Raw genomic sequence first — 19089 nt, 5'->3', positions numbered from 1 at the left:
AGAAAAAAATAAAGCCCAAGGATAATCCTTGAGCCTATTTTATGCTACTGTTAGTTTGTTTTTGTGGAAGAAATTTGTGAGATAAATTTGTATTGATGATGCTACTAGGTCAAGTATAGCACCAATTCCCAACATTCTTGTAAATTCTTCTACAGTTTTTATATCGCTTAAATAAAATCCATTTTGTGTTTGTGTTGAACTTTCTGATACTCTTACTCCAAATGTTTCAAAAAATTTCAATCCAAATGTAAGTCCTAAAATAGAAACTATTATTGTTATTATTATAAATACCAAAACCGGACCAAATTTTCCCATATCTTTGAAAGTTTTGCTTGAGCCAATGCTTATTGATGCCAAAATTCTTGTAAGTGTTGCAAGCAAAGAAACTATTAGTGTTATTGTTCCTATTATTAATGTTTTTGATGGAAATTGGTCAAAAAATCTTTTTAATCCTTCAAACAATTCTTTTACTCCAAGTCCATCTGGTCCTGTAGAAATAACTAAAAATCCAAAAAATTCTATCAAAAATACTAGACCTGCAAGTAAGGCAATAATCATAATATTTAAAACTCTTGATGTGGTTATATCTTTTGATTTTACTGGGAGGACATCATAAAAGGCAGCCTCTTCGCCATAAAATTTCTTGTAATCGTTTAAAATTACAATTATCATTGAAATTGCAAAGGATGAATACATAACCACCATTGAAATAACTGTGATAAAATCCAAAAACGCTGAGTCAAAATATAAATTTATATAATTTAATACAAGTGACAAAATTAAAGGAATTACCATCCAAGGAATTATGTCCCTAATATTTTCTTTTAATTGGTGTTTTAATAATTTAGCCATTGAAAACCTCCTCAAAGTATTCTTCAACTCCCATCTTGTGATTTTGTCTCAAATCATCAATATTTTCTTCCAAAATAATTTTTCCATCAGAAATAAATACAACCTTATCCAAAAGTCTTTCGATTTGACTAATCAAATGAGTTGAAATAATCATAAGGCCTTCTGAATCAAAATTATCAATTATTACATCCATAATTTTTCTCCTACTTGCAGGATCAATCCCACTCATTGGCTCATCCAAAAGATATAAATCGGACTTTCTTGAAAGAGAAAGAGCAATTTGCACCTTGTCTTTCATACCCTTTGACATATTTTTTATTTTCATCTTCATATCAAGTTTAAAATCTCTTATTATTTTTTCAAATTTTTCTTTTGAAAAATCTTCAAAAAAGTCGTCATATAAATTTGAAATTTGAATCAAATTATATGATTTGTCCAAAGGAAGATGGTCTGGTTGGTAGGATACAAAAGATTTTGTAAGATAGTCTGGATTTTCCCCACCAATTTTTACCTCGCCCTTATAATTTTTTTCAAGACCTGCAAGAATTCTAAGCAAAGTTGTTTTTCCCGATCCATTAGGTCCCAAAAGCCCAACAATTTCTCCTTTTTTAAATGATAAATTTAGCTTATCCAAAACAAGTTTATTTTTGTATGCAATAGATAAATTTTTAATCTCTAACATTAGTCCACCTCCCAAAATTTTTCAAGACCATCAAGAGCATCTTCTTTTGAAATTTTTAAATTTTTTGCATTGTTAATAAAATCTTCACAAATTATTTCAAAAGCATTTTTTGATAAAGATTTTATCAAATCCCCATCATCCGTTACAAATCTTCCACTTGTCCTTTGGCTTTTACAAAGTCTATCGCGTTCAAGCTCAGCCAAAGCTCTTTGGACAGTATTTGGATTTACTTCATAATCCTTGGCAAGATTTCTAACAGAATCAATTTTATCGCCAGCTTTCCACACGCCACTTGAAATTTTCGACTTAAAATCTTCTAAAATTTGAAGATAAATAGGTCTATCATTATCAAATTCCATTTAAGCCTCCTTTTTTTCTATCGCTTGCCCAACAACCAAACCAATCAACATTCCAATCGGAAGAAAAGTTCCAATATTATCGTACAAAGAACCAAAAATTATACCAAAACTCATTCCAATAGTCATACCTTCTGCCAAATAATTTTGCTTGTTTTTGTAATTTTGATTTTCGCCTTTAATTTTTTCGCTTTTTTCAAGTTTTTTTATAATAAATACAAATAAAAACCCCAAAAGCCCCATAGGCAAAATTATTTTTAAAATATTCATTCACTTTCCTTTTTGTATTTTTGTATTATTGTATCACTCTCTTAATACAATAATATTATATCCCCGATTTTTATTTTTGTAAAGTCTTTTTTAAAATTTTTAAAATTAAAAAATAAAATACGCTAAACGCCTAATTTAAAAGCTTTTACTAATTATTTTTTAAAATTTGATTTTGTTTTTTTTTGAAAATTCTTAAAATATTTACTCAAATTTTACAAAAATTTTTACATTTCCTAATAAATATAATTTAATATCTAAATTGAAAGAAAATTTGAAAATAATCCCTCAAAATTTACGCTCTTTTCTAATAATTTCATTTTTTCTTTTGCAAATATTTGTTGGTAATTGCCTCAAAAATTTTTAGCCTAACAAGGCTAAATTTTTTAAACAAATACACTAAACTAAATAAGTGATTTTAAAACCTATTTTTCAAAATCTCCAAACAAAAAAGGCCCTAGGATTTCTCCTAAGACCTTTTTGTTTTATTTTCTATTTTATCTAATGCTTACTCTACCAAAAGCTGATTTTATATCCAAATCTAAATCTGATTCTTCTGGATTAGTTGAAACTTGATAGCCATCTTTTGTTTGCAATTTATTTTTAAATTTATCCGCAATTGAATAAGATGATGATTTAATCAAAGCCTTTATATTTTTATTAAATTCATTTGTATCAATTACAACTGATCCAAATTGTGTTCCTATATTAACTTCTTTTGCATCAACGATTTTAAAAATTTTAATTGAACCAGCTTTTGATGAAAGAGCAACTTTTTCCATATTTAAGCCATCAATTCTTATAGAGCCATTTACAAGATCTACATTTGCATTTTCTCCAGAAATATTTGAAAGATAAACTGATCCATTTACATTAGAAACTTCAAGATTTCCATTTGTGTTTCTAATTTCAATTTTTCCATTAGTATTTTTCAAATCAATATTTCCAGCAGAATTTATAATAGTAAATCTTGCATTAGTTGATTCAATATTATTTTCCTTAAAATCAACATCACAAAGTTCAACTTGACCATTTACAATATTTATATCAAGACTATCATAAATATTTTTGCCCAAATATAATTTTACATTCGCACTTGCATCCAAAGACTTATAATTTTCATTTACACTTACAATTAATTTGTCCTCAACAACTTCAATATTTAAATAATCATTTACTTGGTCTTCTTTGTTTTTGAAATAAACTTTCTCATCAACCATAATATGATTTTCTTGAGCTCTTTCAATATCCAAAGAACCATTTATAAGATCAATTTCTATAGCATTCACATCATCATCAATTTTTGTTTGATTTTCAGTTTTTTGAGAATTTATATGGTAAATATTAGGAATATTTACGCTATCAAGATCAATATCAAAATCAAAATTTGAAATAGTTTCACTTGTCTTTTTCATAATTTTTTCAAAAGAAGTTGATAATTTATCAACAAAACTTTCCTCATTATTTTTAGACTTGTCTTTGCCAACTGCCTCCAAAAGATCGCTAGCTTGTTCAACTGTAATTTTTCCTTCTTTTAACATATCTAAAATCATTTTCTTTTCTTCATTCATCTTTAAGCTCCTTTAAAAGTTCACTTGCTTGGTCAGGAGTAATCTCTCCGCTGTTGACCATATTCAAAATATCTATTCTAGATTCTTGTTTATTTATTTTTCCACCAAGTTTTTTTACAATCTTGTCAATTCTATTTCTAACAGTCGGGTAAGAAATTCCCAAACTCTCTCCAACATCTTTTATACTGCCACGCTTTTGCAAAAAAAGCTCAATAAATTCCAAATCCTCAATATCAAGTCTTTGAAACTTACCCATTTCAAATTCTCCACTAACTTCAGTAAAACATGAATTACATTTATAAGAAGTGATAACCAAGTCACCACCACAATTAGGACATTTATTAATCAAAACCCGCCTCCTTTATAAAATAAGTATACCACCATTTTAATTTTTGTAAAGTTTGTTTTTAATTTTTTTAATATTTAAATAGTATATCTTAATTAATTTAATATTTTATTTTAATTAAATCATTTCAAAAATTAATCTTCAAAAATTTTCCAAAAAAAAAGACAAAAGATAAAACTTTTGTCTCAAACTATTAAAAAAAATCAAAAATATATAACTATAACTGATAAACAACTTATCATTTCTCTCATTTATAATTTATCATGCTTTAAAATAAGTTTTTTGCCCAGTAACTTTTCAAGCTTCTTAGGATCCAAATAATTGTATTTACTACAAGTGCTAGGTTAAAAGTAAAATTTAATAGTACTACTATCCCGTAAATTTCTTGATTTTTTATGAATTTGAATGGATTTAAATATGAAATTAGGGAGAAAATCAAAAATACTCCTATCCATTTTATTGAAGTTTTTAAATTTTCTTTGTAATCCGGGAAAATAAAATGTCTATTTTTGTATCTTTTTATGAAATTATCTCTTTTTTGTTTGTAATTTTTTCTATCATCTCTCTCGTTTTTTATAAGGGATGAATAATAAAAAATCATATCGTCGTAGGTTGATGTGTATTTTTTAAGATTTTCGCATTCTTCTTTTGAATAGGAAATCTCTATTATTCTTTTTGTTATATTTGCTTTTGATTTGTATGAAATTTTTTCATTTCTTAATTTTTTTAATTTTTCTATATTTTTTTCGTTTTCGATTTCTTTTTTTGTTTTGTCTTCGTATTTTTTTGTATTTTTTCTAATTAGAAAATAAAAACTTAATAATATTAGAAAAACTAAAATTTGTCCTAAAAAAATTAACATAAAATTGCTTGTATCAAGGCTTGTCACAAATAGCATTACAAAACTTGGCAGCAAAATAATCAAAAGGGCATAGCTTATAAATTTTATTACACTTCTCATTTTTCTTCTCTTTCTAATAGGTCTTGGTAATATTTTTTTAGTTTCAAGCCTATATTTTCTATGGATTTTTCTTGGGCGAGCTTGTAGCCTTCTTCTTTTAATGAAGGATATTTTCCTTCCAAAATCAATTTTATTTTTTTGTAAAATTCTTTTTTGTCTTTTGCTTTATAAATTTCTTTTCCGTCTTTGAGATTTTCATAAATTTCTATATCTCTAATTATTGTGTCGGCTTTTGTTGCAAGGGCCTCTAGTAAAACTATTCCTTCGGTTTCTTCAAATGTCGGAAATATATAAAGGTCTGATCCTGAATATGCTTCTCGCAATAATTCTTGGCTAACATAGCCTGGAAAATGTAAATTTTTTAAATCTGTTTTGACAGCTTTTTTGATTTTTTCTGGCACTAAACTTAATTTCAATTCTCCAAACCACACAAATTCGTATTGGGGAAGTTTTTTTGCAAGGTCTACGAAATCCAAAATTCCTTTTCTTTCTATAAATAGGCCAACTGAAATGATTGATTTTTTATTTTTATCAAGCTTATATCTTTGGTAAAAATTTTCCCTGTCATTTTCTTTTTTCTTCCAAAAATCTAGGTCGACTCCGTTTGATACGACTTTAATTTCTTTTCCAATCTTATATGAATCCAAAATATTTTTGGAATATTTGGTTGGTGTTAAAATCAAATCTCCTTTTTTGTAGCAATGTATAAGCCATTTTTTGAAAAATGGTGCAAGCTCATTTGATAGGATAAAAGAATTTTTAAAATCTTCCTTGGTGGAATGCCCATGATAGACAACTTTTTTTCCAGATTTTCTCGCCTTATTTGCAAAAAAAGCAGACTTTGGAAAAACTGTATTTATGTGGCAAATATCATAATCGTCATCTGGATTTAAGGTATATGAAACTCCAACCAAATCCAAAGCCTTTTTTTGATGGTCTATTGCTTTTCCAACGCCAGATTCTTTTACAGTTTGATAATCTTCATTATAAATAAGAATTTTCATGTGTCCTACCTTTTTTGATTGCTTCTTTATATAATCTTTCGCAATTTTCGCCAAAAGAATCTATAGAAAAATTTTCCAAAGCATATTTTCTTGCGTTTCTAGAAAGTTTATCCCTTTTTTCTTTATCAAGAAAAATCATTTCCAAATATTTTTTAAAATCAGAAAAATTTTCATATTGGTAGCCATTAAAATCATCAATTATTACCTTATCAAGGCAGTAATCTTTTCTACAAATCGCAGGAGTAGCATTGCTCATCGCCTCATAATAAGTAAGTCCTTGAGTTTCGGACTTGCTTGCAGAAACAAAAGCATCTGCCATTCTATAATAATTATTTACTTCCATAGGCTTAACCATACCCGCAAAATATATTTTTTTATCAATATTTTTTGCATAAGATTTCAAATCTTTTAAATAAGGTCCGCCACCAACAAGAATAAATTTTAATTTTTCTATATCAAGCCTTTCGTAATAATCAATTAGTTCCTCAATATTTTTTTCTTCGGCAAGCCTACCCAAATAAAGAATTATTTTATCGCTTGCATCAAATCCGTAATAATCTCTGATTTTATTTTTATCTTCCAATTTTTCTGGCATTTCTATTCCAGTAGGAATTATTTTTATTTTCTCATCTTCAATATCATAAGATTTTAAAATTTCTCTAGTTTTTTCGCTTGGAACAATAATCATTTCAACCCTATCGGCAATTGCTTTTGAAAAAACCGAAATCATTTTTTTGCCCACCTTTTTTGATGGAGAAAAATAGTGAGTATAGTCTTCATAAATTGTATGATAGGTGTGAACTAAGGGACAAGATGATTTCTTGGCAATTTTTGTCGCCATCATAAAAGTAGAAAATTCGCATTGTGAGTGAACAATATCTGGTTTCCAATCTTTTATTTCCTTAATGAATTTATTTCTTAAAGTTGCAGAAATCCTTGCCTCTGGATAAATTTTCCCTGCACCAAGACTTCCTATATAATAAACATTTCCTTTTTTATAACTTTCAGTTGAATTTGAGAGGGTTAAAACTTTTACATCAAATCCCCTATCTTCTAGATAGGATTTTAAATTTAAAATTGATCTTACTACACCATTGACGACGGGATCGTACCAATCGGATGTAATTAAAATTTTCATTGAATCACCTCTTTAACTAACTTAACATTTCTTTCATTATAAACTTACAAAGTCTATTAATATTGTATGCAAAAAGTAAATATTTTTCAATTTATATCAATTGGGGTATATTTTATCTAGTATTAATTCAAAGAAAGGGTGATAATTTGGGAAATTTAATAGTTGGCGATGTGCTTTTATTATTCTTTTCAATTTATGTAGGAATATTTTTCAAAAAATTTCACACAGACTATCCAAAAATGAGAGTTGGATTTCACATTTGGGAAGTTTGTTACAATAAAGAATGTTGGGAATACGGAAATAATTTTGCTGGAAATCTTTCAATAATTCTTGGAATAATTTTATTTGGCATAATTTATCCAATAATTTTGTATTTCAAAATAAAAAGAAATATATGCGTAATCCTTCTAATTGTTTTTACAATCCTATATTTTATCCTTTTACTTTTAATTTTAAGACACCACATGAGAAAAAAATTTAATTTAAAAGATGAAAAAGATGATGAAGATGATAAAAAATAAAGCTATTTTACAAAAAGTAAAATAGCTTTATTTTTTTCTTTGAGATTTTTATTTAAAAATTTTAGTCTTCTTCTTTGTCTATATATTTTCTTTTTAATCTTATAGCTGATGGACAAGCTGCAACTCCGCCTTCGCCTGTTTCTCTTAGGCTTGCTGGAAGGGCATCGCCTACTTCTTTTAAGGCGTCTACTGTTTCATCAAATGTTACCAAAACTTTTACTCCAGCAATTGCCATATCAGCTGCAGAAAGTGCATTTATAACTCCTGATGCGTTTCTAATATTGCAAGGAAATTCTACCATTCCTCCTATCGGATCGCACACAAGTCCCATTATTGATAAAAGTGCAATTGATGCCGCATCTTCCATCACGTCAATGTCACATCCTCTCAAATAACAAATTGCAGCTGCACACATAGCTGCTGCAGAACCGCATTCCGCTTGGCATCCGCCCTCAGCTCCAGCAAATGTTGCATTGTCAGCAATAATTTGTCCGAATTCTGTTGCAACGAGAATTGCTTTTATCAATTCTTCATCAGAATATCCATATTTTTCACGCATTGCCATTAAACTTGCTGGAACAATTCCTGCAGATCCTGCTGTTGGACTTGCTACGATTTTTCCCATTGATGCGTTTACTTCTGATGTTGAAAAAGCCATAGCCATTGCCTTTGTTGGCAAATCTCCCATTATTGTATCTTCTGATAGAAAATAATTATTCATTGATTTTGCATTTCCACCAGTCATTTTTGTCATTGACATTAATTTTTTATCAAGAGCTTTTTGTGAAGATTCTTTCATAACATCAAGAGATTTTTGTAATAATTCAAAAACTTCTTCTCTTGATTTTCCTGTTAGCTCCATTTCATCTTCAAGCGCAATCTCCCAAACTTCCTTGTTTTCTTCTTTTATTCTATTTTTAATATATTCCATTGTTGTTTTCATAAATTACCCCAAATATTTTATAAATTCAAAATTCTTGCCGGCTTCAATTTCTTTGTAAACTTCTTCTTCCAAATCTTGATCTAATTCTACAATTAACATAATTGTGTTGCCCTTGTTTATAGTTTTCATATTTTTTATATTATAATTGTGGTCAAACAAAACATTTGAAATGAAAGCTATCATTCCTTTTTGTTCAGGATAGGTACAAATAATTGTAGGATTTTTTCCATTATATTCTACTTCATTGTCCATTATTTGATTTATCATAATATTTCCGCCACCAATTGATGAGCCTCTCAATTTAAATTCATGGCCGTCTGGGTAGTAAAGAACAATTTTTACTGTGTTTGGATGAACTTCTCCCATATCTTGTGGAATAAAATTATAAGTAATTCCTGCTTCATCAGCTATTTTAAATGAATCTCTTAATCTTTCATCTTCTGGTCCAAAGCCCAAAACTCCTCCAACCAAAGCCCTATCTGTTCCGTGACCTTGGTAAGTTTTTTCAAATGATCCGTGTAAATAAAAATCAACTTTTGTAAATCCTTCTCCGCCCAAATCTCTTGCGATTTTTGCAATTCTGTTTGCTCCCGCAGTATGGGATGATGATGGGCCAATCATTACAGGTCCAATAATATCAAATACTGATAAATTTGCCATTATACTCTCCTTATTTTTGAAATTTCTTTTGGACTATCTATTATAAGATTTGGCTTTAAATTTTCAAGAATTTTTCTTTCTCTAAAGCCCCAAGCACATCCTACAGTAAATACTCCAGCATTTTTTCCACACTCCATGTCGACTTCGCTGTCTCCAAAATAAAAAATATCCGAATAGTCGACACCAAATCTTTCTTTTATTATATACATACCCTCAGGCGACGGTTTTCTTTTTATATCTTCTCTATATCCTAAAATAAAATCAAAATAGCCTTCTCCAAAAATCTCCCCTATAACTTTTTTGCAAGTGGAATCTGGCTTGTTAGAAAAAGCAACCAAAATTTCGCCCATCTTTTTTATTTTTTCAAGCTCTTCTACGATTCCATCATAAGGCTTTGTAAGATAGGTTGGATTATCATCATATCTTTTGTTATAAGCATTTAAAATTTTTTCTCTTTTTTCAGATTTTTCAAAGCCAATATAATCAAGAGTTTTTTCAATCAAAACCCTCGGGCCATTTCCTACAAACTCCTCAATTTTTTCTTTTGGTACTTGACTTAAAGAAAAATTTTTTAAAGTTTGGTTTATATTATATGAAATAGAATCAATCGTATTTAAAAGTGTTCCATCTATATCAAAAATATACATTTATGTATCTCCTTTTGTTTGCCAATTTGTGCCAAACTATTATTACTATACCACTCATTAGTGGTATAATAAAAACAATATGTGAAACGAAAAAATAATAAGGAAGGAAAATATGCAAACAAGAAGAAATTTATCTATGCTCAGTGATTTTTATGAATTTACTATGGCTTATGGATATTTTGAAAGTGGAATGAAAGATACGATTGCAGTTTTTGATGCATTTTACAGAAAAAATCCTGACGGCGGAGGATTTTCAATTTTTTCTGGCTTAGATGATATTATTGATTATGTAGAAAATATTCATTTTGATGATGAAGATATTGAATATTTTAGAAAAAATACAAAATTTTCGGAAGAATTTTTAACTTATTTGAAAAATTTTAAATTCACAGGAGATATTTGGGCATTTCCAGAAGGATCAGCAATGTTTCCATCTGAACCAATTGTAACTGTAAGAGCTCCAATAATTGAGGCACAAATTTTAGAAACTTATTTGCTTTTGTCTTTAAATTACGGCTCCCTTGTTGCTACAAAAACAAATAGAATTGTAAGGGCTGCAAAGGGAAGAACTGTTATGGAATTTGGGGCAAGACGTGCTCAAGGCCCTGACGCTTCTGTAAAAGGAGCAAGGTCTGCCTTTATAGCCGGCGCTCCAATCACTTCAAATACTCTTTCAAGTCAAATGTATGCTTATCCTGCTGGGGGAACTATGGCTCACTCTTGGGTTCAATCTTTTGATAGCGAATACGAAGCATTCTTGGCTTATGCAAAATTATATCCAGATAACTGCATTTTATTAATTGACACCTATGATGTTTTAAAACAAGGCCTACCAAATGCTATGAAAATTTTCAAAGAAGTTTTAGAGCCTTTGGGACTTACTGGCGGTGTAAGAATTGATTCTGGCGATCTTGCCTATCTTTCAAAAGAATGTAGAAAAATTTTGGACGAAAATGGCTACAAGGATGCAAAAATTGTTGCAAGTAATTCACTTGACGAATACAAAATAGAATCTCTACTCCAACAAGGCGCAGAAATTGATTCATTTGGAATCGGAGAAAGATTAATTACTGCAAAATCTGATCCAGTTTTTGGTGGAGTTTATAAACTTGTTCAAGTTGAAGACAAAAAAGGCAAGACTGCAAAAATAAAAGTATCAGAAAATGTAGAAAAAATTACAACACCAGGTCTAAAAGAAGTTTACAGATTGTACGACAAAAAAACTGGCAAGGCAGAAGCTGATTATATAACCTTAAAAGAAGAAAAAGTTGATGAAACTAAACCACTTGTAATTTTTGATCCACACTTTACATGGAAGATGAAAAGAATGGAAAATTATGAAATTCGAAAAATGCAAATTCCAATTTTTGAAAAAGGCAAAAAAGTTTATGAATCTCCAAAAATTGAAGAAATAAACGAATATTGCAAGTCAGAAGTGAAATCCTTGTGGGATGAGGTAAAAAGATTTGACCAACCTCACAATTATTACGTCGACCTTTCTCACGATTTGTGGAATTTAAAACAAAATCTAATAATGAAGGCTATGAGCAAATAATGATAGCCATAATTACAGGAGCAAGTTCAGGCATAGGCTATGAATTTGCAAGGCAAATTGACAAAAAAAATTATGAAGAAATTTGGCTAATCGCAAGAAGAACTGAAAGACTTCATGATTTATCAAAAAAACTACAAACAAGGGCAAGGATTTTTGCCCTTGATTTGTGTGAGGAAAAATCTTTTGAAGCTTTAAAAAAAGAATTAGAAATTTCAAACAAAAAAATAGGACTTTTGATAAATTCTGCAGGCATGGGAGAAAATGATTATTTTAAAAACACAAGTTTTGATAATGATATGAAAACTTTGGACTTAAATATAAAAGCTCTCACAGCAATGACAAAAATATCTCTAGATTTTTTCCAAAAAGATGGAATAATTTTAAACATAGCCTCATCAGCAGCATTTATTCCACAGGCAAAATTTGCCCTTTATGCTGCAAGTAAGTCCTATGTCTTATCATTTTCAAGAGCTGTAAGGAGAGAGTTTAAGGATATAAAAATTTCAGTTTTATGCCCAAACAGGATCGAAACAGAATTTTTAGAAAAATCAAATAATACTTCGGGCGGAATAAAAAATTTAGGAAATGAAAATTTAGAAAAAATGGTGGCAAAAGCAATTAAAAAAATGGGCAAAAAAGACCTAATAACTACCCACCCAAGCGCAAAAATTTTATTAATAATTTCAAAAATTTTCCCTCATTCTTTTATAATGTGGATTGAGAAAAAACTTTCTATGTATTAATTTTTTATTTCAAATTAAAAAGAAGGCAAGTATGCCTTCTATTTTTTTGTAACTTTTAGTGCATCCAATCTTTTTTTCATATATTTTTTATTTTCTTCGACATTATCATACATCAAAGATATTAAAAGTATATCCATGACTGTTAGGTAAAGAATTCTTGCATTTAAGGATTCTGTTCCGTGTTCGGATTCTATTGATGGTAAAATCATAGCCTCATCTGAGATTTTTACCATTTCAGATTTTGGATTTCCTGTAAGGGCAATAATTTTTGCCTTATTTTTTTTTGCAACTTTTGAAACTTCTATTACCTCTAGCGTTCTTCCTGAATGTGAAAATACAAAAATACAGTCGTTTTCGTCCATCTTTGTGCAAGCACTTAGTTGCATGTGAGAATCCGAAATATAATTTACCATATATTTTGTTCTCAAAAATTTATGATATGAATCGTAAGCTATGGTTGCTGATCCTCCCATGCCAAAAAAGTGAATTTTTTTGGATTTTTTTATCAAATTCAAACAAGATTCAAAAGGAATATTTTTAATATCTTCTTTTAGCGTATACATTGATTGGATATTAAACGCCATAATTTTGTTGGCTATTTCATCAGGGCTGTCATTTTCATTTACACTTGTTATAGCTGTAAGTAGCGAATCGTCAGAATTTTTATTTATATTTGTAGCTAAGTTTAATTGAAAATCTTTGTAGCCTTTAAAGCCAAGTTTTTTTATAAATTTAAAAATTGACGCTGTGGAGCTTTCTGTTTCTTCAGCAACATTTGATATAGTTTTATTTAATATTTCATCATCTAATTTTAAAAAATATTCTGCATAAAAATTTTCCGTTTTTGTAAAGGTACTTTTTTTAGACAAAATAATTCTTTCTAAATATCGGTTCAAAACATCCTCCAATCTATTCTTACTAATATTATACATAAATTTGCAAATTTGAATAGAAATTTTTATTTGCAAAATTTTTTTGTTTTTTTACCGTTTGACAAGTAAAAATTTTTTTCGTATAATTTATTTAAATAATGAACTACAGATAGCCTTACAATTTTTTGGAAAAATATTTTTTTTAATCATTTGAAAAGGTTATCAAAAAAAGAAAGGAGTTTATATGAAAATAGGTTTTTTGGGACTTGGAAAAATGGGTTACAACATAGCCTTAAATGCCATCGACAATAATTTTGAAGTAATTGGCTATGATGTAGATGAAAATGTAAGAAAAAAAGCAAGCAAAGATTTTAAAATCGCAAATTCTATCGATGAACTTATAGAAAAATTAGATGATGTAAAATTTATTTTACTGAGTTTGCCTGCAGGAAAAATCACTGATGACATGATTTTTCTTTTAAAAGAAAAACTTAATAAAGACGACATTGTAATTGATACTGGAAATACTAATTACAAAAAAACTTTAGAGCATTACGAAATTTTAAAAGAAAAAAATATTGGTTTTCTTGATTGTGGAACTTCTGGCGGAATGAGTGGTGCTAGAAACGGCGCTTGTCTTATGGTTGGAGGAGAAAAAAAATATTACGATCAAGTAAAAGATTTTTTTGAAGCAATTTCTTGTGAAGATGGACTTTTATATACAGGACGTGCTGGTTCTGGTCATTATTTAAAAATGATTCACAATGGAATTGAATATGGAATGATGCAAGCTATCGGCGAAGGATTTGCAGTTTTGGAAGCTAGCGAATTTGATTATGATTACGAAGATGTTTCAAAAGTTTGGAATCACGGATCTGTAATTAGGTCTTGGCTAATTGAACTTGCTCAAGAAGGCTTTGCCAAAGATCCAAAACTTGATTCTCATTCCGGCGTTATAAATGCAAATGGAGAATGTAAATGGACAGTTGAAGAAGCACTAAGACTTGACGTTCCTGTTCCAGTTATTTCTAATTCTTTGTTTGTAAGAAATACAAGTAAAATAAATGTTGATGATAATTTTTCTAATAAAGTTGTAGCTCAACTAAGAAATGGTTTTGGCGGACACGATCTTGTAAAAAAGGATAAATAAAATGAAAATTGCTATTGTAAATTCTAGTAGTTTTGGAAAAATTTTTCCAGACCATATAAAAAAACTAGAAAAAATTGGACAAGTAGATCGCTTTGAAGTCGACCAAAATATAGATGGAAAATCTCTAGGTCAAATGCTAAAAGGCTACCAATATATAATAGCGAGCGTTACACCATTTTTTGATAAAGAATTTTTTGAAAATGTAGATGATTTAAGGCTTATCTCAAGGCATGGAATTGGCTACAACAATGTAGATTTAACTTGTGCAAAAGAAAAAGGAGTAATTGTTTCTATTGTTCCTTCTTTGGTAGAAAGAGATTCAGTTGCAGAAAATAATATTACAAATCTATTGGCTTTGATGAGAATGACTATAAATTCTTCCAAAAAAGTAAGAGATGATAAATGGGAAATGAGAGCAAATTTTGTAGGAAATTCTCTCTACCACAAAATTGTTGGCGTAATCGGCGTTGGAAATACCGGAAGCCAAGTTGCAAGAACACTTAGAGAAGGTTTTCAATGTAGAGTATTAGGCTATGACCCTTACAAAGACAAATTAGAACTAGAACAATTTGGCGTAGAAAAAGTTGATTTTGAAACACTTTTAAAAAAATCTGATGTGATTTGTTTATGCGCAAATTTGACAAAAGAAAATTATCACATGATAAATAAAAACACAATATCAAAAATGAAAAATGGAGTTTATATATCAAATACCGCAAGAGGCGCTCTAATTGATGAAAAAGATATGGTTGATGCTTTAAAAAATAAAAAAGTTAAAGCTCTTGCAACAGACGTTATGGAAGTTGAGCCTGCAAGAAGTAATCATCCCTACTTGCAATTTGATAATGTAATAATTACACCTCACACATCAGCCTACACAAAAGAATGTTTGTATGCAATGGGAGAAAGTTGTGTAAATGATGTTTATAATGTACACAATAAAAAACTTCCAAAAAGATGTGTGCAAAAAGAAAGTCCCTTTGTGGAATAAAAATTTTTAAAAAATTTAGGAGGAAAAAATGGAGACCTTATCTGTAGCAAAAAGTTTATTAATAGCTTTGTGGGTTGCAGGCGTTATGTCACGTTGGCTATTGGGTGGCGCATCTTTAACATTAAGATTTTCGCCATTAATGACAGGCCTTGTTGTAGGAATTGTTATGGGAAGAATTGCTGATGCAATGATAGTAACTGCAAGTTTGCAATTAATATATATGGGAGTATTTTCTCCAGGTGGCTCAATGCCATCAGAACCTGCAGTTGCAGCTGCAATAGCAGTTCCAGTTGCCCTATTAGGAAATTTAACACCAGAAGCATCAATTGCCATTGCCGTTCCAGTTGGATTTTTAGGATCTTATCTTTACCAATTTAGATTTTTCCTAAATACCTTTATAGGCAAAAAAACTGACGTCGCAATTGAAAAAATGGATGAAAAAGCAATCAAAAGATCAATAATAACATATCCAACTATAGCATCTTTTGTTTTATTTGTTCCATTAATCTTTGTAGCTTTATATTTTGGCGCACCAGTAATCGCTGATGTTGTAGCAAAACTTGAAGGAACAGTATTTTTACACATACTAGATGTAGTCGGCGGAGGACTTGCCGCAATCGGTATTGCAACAACAATTTATGTAATAGGTAGAAAAGATTATTTATTATTTTTCCTATTAGCATATTTTTTAAGCGTAATTTTAAAAGATATGAATGTAAATATGTTAGTTTATGCAATTTTAGGAACAATAATTTCAATTTTGGCAGTAGGAAATAAAAATCAAGCCAAAGAAGACAAAGAAGTAAAAACAGAAACTTCAAGCGAACGTGAAATGACATTTGAAGAAGAAGATGACTTTTAGTAGGAGGTTTTAAAATGCAAGATATAAAAAAAGACGAAATGGCTCCAGAAGAATTAGAGCTAAAAGATGTTAGAAAAGCATATTTAAGATGGCATTTCGCAAACGAAATTCCTCACACTTTTGAAAGATATTTGGCACCTTCCCTCTTATATGCAATGATGCCAGTTTTGAAAAAATTATATAAAAATAAAGAAGATTTGAAAAAAGCTTACAAAAGACAATTGTTATTCTTCAATACCCAACTTACTTGGGGCGGTGGAATAATCACAGGTCTTATGTCATCAATGGAACAAGAAAGAGCCCTTCAAGAATACAACAACGAAGAAATAACAATGACCGATGATTTGATGTATAATACAAAAGCAGGGCTAATGGGAGCTCTTGCAGGAATTGGCGATGCAATTGATTCAGGAACAATCCAATATATTTTTATAGCAATAGCAATTTCTTGGGCACAAGCAGGATCCCCAATGGGAGCTTTGTTTCCATTCGTAGGATTTTCCTTATACCAAGTTTTTATCGGAAGATTTTTTGCAAAACAAGGATTTGTTTTAGGTAAAAACGCATCAAGTTTATTAAAAAGCACAGGAGTTCAAAACGCAATAAATATTTTATCAGCTTTGGGACTTTTTATGATGGGAATTTTAGCAGCAAACTATGTAAAAGTAAGCTCAGCATTAAAATTTACAATTTCAGGAAAAGAATTTGTTTTCCAAGAGCTTTTAGATAAAGTATTACCAGGAGCTTTGCCATTAGTAACAGTTCTTGGCGTATATGTTTTTTATTTGAAAAAAGGTTTAAAAGTTACTCAAGCTTTATTAGGTTTAACAATAATTTTAGCAGTATTAGCAGGAATAGGAATATTATAAAATGGGAAAAGTAGTATTAGGTAGAGTTGACGAAAGATTAATTCACGGACAAGTAATGATTACCCTATCGCAAAAAGACGGAGTAAATTCAATTTTTGTAGTAGATGATGTCGTTTACAACGAAACTTTTATGAAAGATTTATACAAAAGTGCTGGAAATAGAACAGGAAAGAAAACAATAGTTTTAAACGAACAAAGAGCATTCTACTATTGGGACAAATACAAATTTAAAGATTATAATTGTATCCTAGTTGCAAAAAGCATAGATGTATTTTATAAATTAATCAAACACGGCGTTGAAGTTTGCGAATTAAACGTTGGAGGCATAGCAAAAAAAGACGAAAATGATTTGTTAGTTACAAAATCAGTTTATCTTAACAAAGAAGATGCCAAAAAATTAAAAGAGTTAAGAGAAGATTATAAAATAGACAATATTTATTTTCAAGCAACCCCATCAGCACCAAAATCAAGTTTAGACGAAGTTTTAAAAAATTTTGATTTATAAATCATTTAAGCTCCCCTTAAATTAAGAAAGGATAAAAAATGATAGGAATACTAATTGTAAGTCACGGAAAGCTTGCACAAGGATTTAAAAGTTCAGCAGAAATTATTTTTGGTCAAGCAGAAAACATAGATTATCTAGGTTTATATCCAGAAGATGACATAAATAATTTCAACGAAAAAATAAAAGAAAAAATAATAAATTTAGACAAAGGCGATGGAGTAATTGTCTTTACAGATTTAATTTCAGCATCCCCTTACACCCAAAGCCAAATTGCCATATCAAAATTAGAAAATAATGAAAAAATATCATTAATAGGAAATTTAAATTTCCAAATGCTGATTCAAGCAATAAATGGACAAGTCTTAGAAGAAAACATAGACCAAGTTGTAAAAAATATCCTAGAAATCACAAAACAAGAAGTCTTAGAATGGAAATATGAAAATATACAAATAGAAAACCCAGATGAAGATGATGATTTTTAGATAAAAATTTTTTTCCCTTACAAATCGTGCTAGAAAATATCTCTAGCACGATTTTTTTTATTTTAAAATTAGATTTAAAAATACCAAGGCTAATATGTTTAACCTTGGTATTTTAATTTAATATTTTCTGATAGTTAGTAATTAATTTTAGGCTTATTATTGGGAATTTGTTTTATTTGATTAATTCTAGTGGTGAATCTACTTTTTCTTCTACTTTTTCACCTTTTAGATATTTAATTGCTGTTTCTAGAGCGATTTTTCCCATTTCCTTTGGTTTTTGAGCAACTGTTGCTGACATTGAACCTTCTTTTACAGCATTTATTGCGTCTTCATTTCCATCAAATCCAACTACAACAATATCTTTTCCGCTAGCTTTTATTGCTTCTATTGCTCCCAATGCCATTTCATCATTTTGACAAAATACTGCTTTTACATCTGGTTGAGCTTGAAGTAAATTTTCCATTACTGTCATTCCTTCTGCTCTATCAAAGTTTGCAGTTTGGCTTGCTAATAGATTTATTTTTCCATCTGTAGCTTTTTTAAATCCTTCTCCTCTTTCACGAGTAGAGCTTGCTCCAGGAATTCCTTCTAATTGAATAACTTCTGCATTTTCTCCAATTTTTTCAAGAATAAATTCGCCTGCAAGTTTACCACCTTCTACGTTATTACTTGCAATTAAACTTACAATTTCTCCCTCATCAGAATTTCTATCAACGCATATTACAGGTATATTTGCTTCGTTAGCTTTTTTTACTGATGTTGAAATTGCTGTTGAATCTACTGGATTAATTATAATCAAATCAACTTTTTGTGTTATAAGATCTTCTACTTGGTTGTTTTGTGTTGAAGAATCATTTTGTGCATCTGTTATAATTGTTTTTGCGTTTGCATCTTTTGCTGCCTCTTCAACGCCTTCTCTTATTGATACAAAAAATGGATTGTTTAAAGTTGATAAAGAAACTCCAATTTTATATTCGCCATCTTTGGCTTTTGTTTCTTCTTTTGCATTACTAGATGCATTATCATTTTTATCTTGTCCTTCGACGCTACAAGCTGTGAATGTAAACATAGCTATAGCTAAAACTGCCAATATTCTTCTAAATTTTTTCATA

At 29.5% G+C, this 19089-nt stretch carries 23 protein-coding genes; 9 read left to right on the top strand and 14 right to left on the bottom strand.

Translation table 11 applies throughout. From position 1 onward, the window contains the following. Positions 1 to 39: 39 nt before the first annotated feature. The 9 genes from HMPREF3045_RS04570 to HMPREF3045_RS04530 form a co-directional block, all read right to left on the bottom strand. Positions 40 to 852 carry a hypothetical protein gene (locus HMPREF3045_RS04570; RefSeq protein WP_070737290.1) on the bottom strand — a complete coding sequence of 271 codons (813 nt, stop codon included), beginning with the start codon at positions 850 to 852 and terminating at the stop codon, positions 40 to 42. Further along, positions 845 to 1534: an ABC transporter ATP-binding protein gene (locus HMPREF3045_RS04565; RefSeq protein WP_070737287.1), complete on the bottom strand. Its 690-nt coding sequence runs from the start codon at positions 1532 to 1534 to the stop codon at positions 845 to 847. Before HMPREF3045_RS04565 ends, HMPREF3045_RS04570 begins: the two co-directional genes overlap by 8 nt. Further along, the gene (locus HMPREF3045_RS04560) at positions 1534 to 1893 is read right to left on the bottom strand and encodes a GntR family transcriptional regulator (RefSeq protein ID WP_070605699.1); all 360 of its coding nucleotides are present in this window, start codon (positions 1891 to 1893) and stop codon (positions 1534 to 1536) included. Before HMPREF3045_RS04560 ends, HMPREF3045_RS04565 begins: the two co-directional genes overlap by 1 nt. Then, a complete protein-coding gene (locus tag HMPREF3045_RS04555) occupies positions 1894 to 2160 on the bottom strand; it encodes a glycine zipper domain-containing protein (protein WP_070737284.1) in 267 nt (88 codons plus the stop codon). Between the two features lie 494 nt (positions 2161 to 2654). Further along, entirely contained in the window at positions 2655 to 3728 is a 1074-nt protein-coding gene (locus HMPREF3045_RS04550; protein WP_070737280.1) for a DUF4097 family beta strand repeat-containing protein, read from the bottom strand. Continuing rightward, positions 3721 to 4077: a DUF2089 domain-containing protein gene (locus HMPREF3045_RS04545; protein ID WP_004839748.1), complete on the bottom strand. Its 357-nt coding sequence runs from the start codon at positions 4075 to 4077 to the stop codon at positions 3721 to 3723. The genes HMPREF3045_RS04550 and HMPREF3045_RS04545 overlap by 8 nt, the downstream gene beginning before the upstream one ends. Positions 4078 to 4342: 265 nt before the next feature. After that, a complete protein-coding gene (locus HMPREF3045_RS04540; RefSeq protein ID WP_070737277.1) occupies positions 4343 to 5035 on the bottom strand; it encodes a hypothetical protein in 693 nt (230 codons plus the stop codon). Beyond that, complete coding sequence (locus tag HMPREF3045_RS04535) at positions 5032 to 6039, bottom strand: LTA glycolipid anchor biosynthesis glycosyltransferase, IagA/BgsA family (protein ID WP_070737274.1); 1008 nt, start codon at positions 6037 to 6039, stop codon at positions 5032 to 5034. Before HMPREF3045_RS04535 ends, HMPREF3045_RS04540 begins: the two co-directional genes overlap by 4 nt. Then, positions 6020 to 7177, bottom strand: coding sequence for a glycosyltransferase (locus tag HMPREF3045_RS04530; protein WP_070737271.1), 1158 nt, complete (start codon positions 7175 to 7177; stop codon positions 6020 to 6022). Before HMPREF3045_RS04530 ends, HMPREF3045_RS04535 begins: the two co-directional genes overlap by 20 nt. A gap of 146 nt (positions 7178 to 7323) precedes the next feature. Here HMPREF3045_RS04530 and HMPREF3045_RS04525 point away from each other — a divergent pair, with 146 nt between their 5' ends. After that, complete coding sequence (locus HMPREF3045_RS04525; protein ID WP_070605684.1) at positions 7324 to 7698, top strand: SdpI family protein; 375 nt, start codon at positions 7324 to 7326, stop codon at positions 7696 to 7698. 61 nt (positions 7699 to 7759) lie between these two features. Here HMPREF3045_RS04525 and sdaAA read toward each other — a convergent pair whose 3' ends face one another. The 3 genes from sdaAA to HMPREF3045_RS04510 are packed head-to-tail and all read right to left on the bottom strand — an operon-like array spanning position 7760 to position 9948. Further along, positions 7760 to 8641, bottom strand: coding sequence for an L-serine ammonia-lyase, iron-sulfur-dependent, subunit alpha (sdaAA, locus tag HMPREF3045_RS04520; RefSeq protein ID WP_019118989.1), 882 nt, complete (start codon positions 8639 to 8641; stop codon positions 7760 to 7762). Positions 8642 to 8644: 3 nt separating this feature from the next. Next, complete coding sequence (sdaAB, locus tag HMPREF3045_RS04515; protein WP_070605682.1) at positions 8645 to 9301, bottom strand: L-serine ammonia-lyase, iron-sulfur-dependent subunit beta; 657 nt, start codon at positions 9299 to 9301, stop codon at positions 8645 to 8647. Next, positions 9301 to 9948, bottom strand: coding sequence for an HAD family hydrolase (locus HMPREF3045_RS04510; RefSeq protein WP_070737268.1), 648 nt, complete (start codon positions 9946 to 9948; stop codon positions 9301 to 9303). The genes sdaAB and HMPREF3045_RS04510 overlap by 1 nt, the downstream gene beginning before the upstream one ends. A gap of 112 nt (positions 9949 to 10060) precedes the next feature. On the opposite strand from HMPREF3045_RS04510, the gene HMPREF3045_RS04505 reads away from it, so the two are divergent. Both HMPREF3045_RS04505 and HMPREF3045_RS04500 read left to right on the top strand, forming a co-directional pair. Continuing rightward, the gene (locus HMPREF3045_RS04505; RefSeq protein ID WP_070737265.1) at positions 10061 to 11503 is read left to right on the top strand and encodes a nicotinate phosphoribosyltransferase; all 1443 of its coding nucleotides are present in this window, start codon (positions 10061 to 10063) and stop codon (positions 11501 to 11503) included. Then, positions 11503 to 12246 (top strand): SDR family NAD(P)-dependent oxidoreductase, encoded by a 744-nt coding sequence (locus HMPREF3045_RS04500; RefSeq protein ID WP_070737262.1) that lies wholly within the window; start codon positions 11503 to 11505, stop codon positions 12244 to 12246. Before HMPREF3045_RS04505 ends, HMPREF3045_RS04500 begins: the two co-directional genes overlap by 1 nt. Positions 12247 to 12284: 38 nt before the next feature. On the opposite strand, the gene HMPREF3045_RS04495 is transcribed toward HMPREF3045_RS04500, so the two are convergent. Then, positions 12285 to 13142 carry a MurR/RpiR family transcriptional regulator gene (locus tag HMPREF3045_RS04495; protein ID WP_019118994.1) on the bottom strand — a complete coding sequence of 286 codons (858 nt, stop codon included), beginning with the start codon at positions 13140 to 13142 and terminating at the stop codon, positions 12285 to 12287. Between the two features lie 220 nt (positions 13143 to 13362). On the opposite strand from HMPREF3045_RS04495, the gene gnd reads away from it, so the two are divergent. Genes gnd through HMPREF3045_RS04465 form a run of 6 tightly spaced genes read left to right on the top strand, consistent with a single transcriptional unit; the run spans position 13363 to position 17977 of the window. Beyond that, positions 13363 to 14268 carry a phosphogluconate dehydrogenase (NAD(+)-dependent, decarboxylating) gene (gene gnd / locus HMPREF3045_RS04490; RefSeq protein WP_070605673.1) on the top strand — a complete coding sequence of 302 codons (906 nt, stop codon included), beginning with the start codon at positions 13363 to 13365 and terminating at the stop codon, positions 14266 to 14268. A 1-nt stretch (position 14269) separates the two neighbouring features. Further along, entirely contained in the window at positions 14270 to 15259 is a 990-nt protein-coding gene (locus tag HMPREF3045_RS04485) for a D-isomer specific 2-hydroxyacid dehydrogenase family protein (RefSeq protein ID WP_070737259.1), read from the top strand. A 28-nt stretch (positions 15260 to 15287) separates the two neighbouring features. Next, complete coding sequence (locus tag HMPREF3045_RS04480) at positions 15288 to 16121, top strand: PTS mannose/fructose/sorbose/N-acetylgalactosamine transporter subunit IIC (RefSeq protein WP_070737256.1); 834 nt, start codon at positions 15288 to 15290, stop codon at positions 16119 to 16121. A 14-nt stretch (positions 16122 to 16135) separates the two neighbouring features. Beyond that, positions 16136 to 16990 (top strand): PTS system mannose/fructose/sorbose family transporter subunit IID, encoded by an 855-nt coding sequence (locus HMPREF3045_RS04475; RefSeq protein ID WP_019118998.1) that lies wholly within the window; start codon positions 16136 to 16138, stop codon positions 16988 to 16990. 1 nt (position 16991) lies between these two features. Continuing rightward, complete coding sequence (locus tag HMPREF3045_RS04470; protein WP_019118999.1) at positions 16992 to 17495, top strand: PTS sugar transporter subunit IIB; 504 nt, start codon at positions 16992 to 16994, stop codon at positions 17493 to 17495. A 38-nt stretch (positions 17496 to 17533) separates the two neighbouring features. Then, positions 17534 to 17977 (top strand): PTS sugar transporter subunit IIA, encoded by a 444-nt coding sequence (locus HMPREF3045_RS04465; protein ID WP_070605662.1) that lies wholly within the window; start codon positions 17534 to 17536, stop codon positions 17975 to 17977. Between the two features lie 172 nt (positions 17978 to 18149). On the opposite strand, the gene rbsB is transcribed toward HMPREF3045_RS04465, so the two are convergent. Beyond that, entirely contained in the window at positions 18150 to 19088 is a 939-nt protein-coding gene (gene rbsB, locus HMPREF3045_RS04460; protein WP_004839719.1) for a ribose ABC transporter substrate-binding protein RbsB, read from the bottom strand. Position 19089: the final 1 nt, after the last annotated feature.

Source organism: Anaerococcus sp. HMSC075B03 (genome assembly GCF_001815585.1).
Taxonomy (GTDB): domain Bacteria; phylum Bacillota; class Clostridia; order Tissierellales; family Peptoniphilaceae; genus Anaerococcus; species Anaerococcus vaginalis.
Note: the sequence above shows the minus strand (reverse complement) of the source record. Positions and strands in the feature narration are given on the sequence as shown.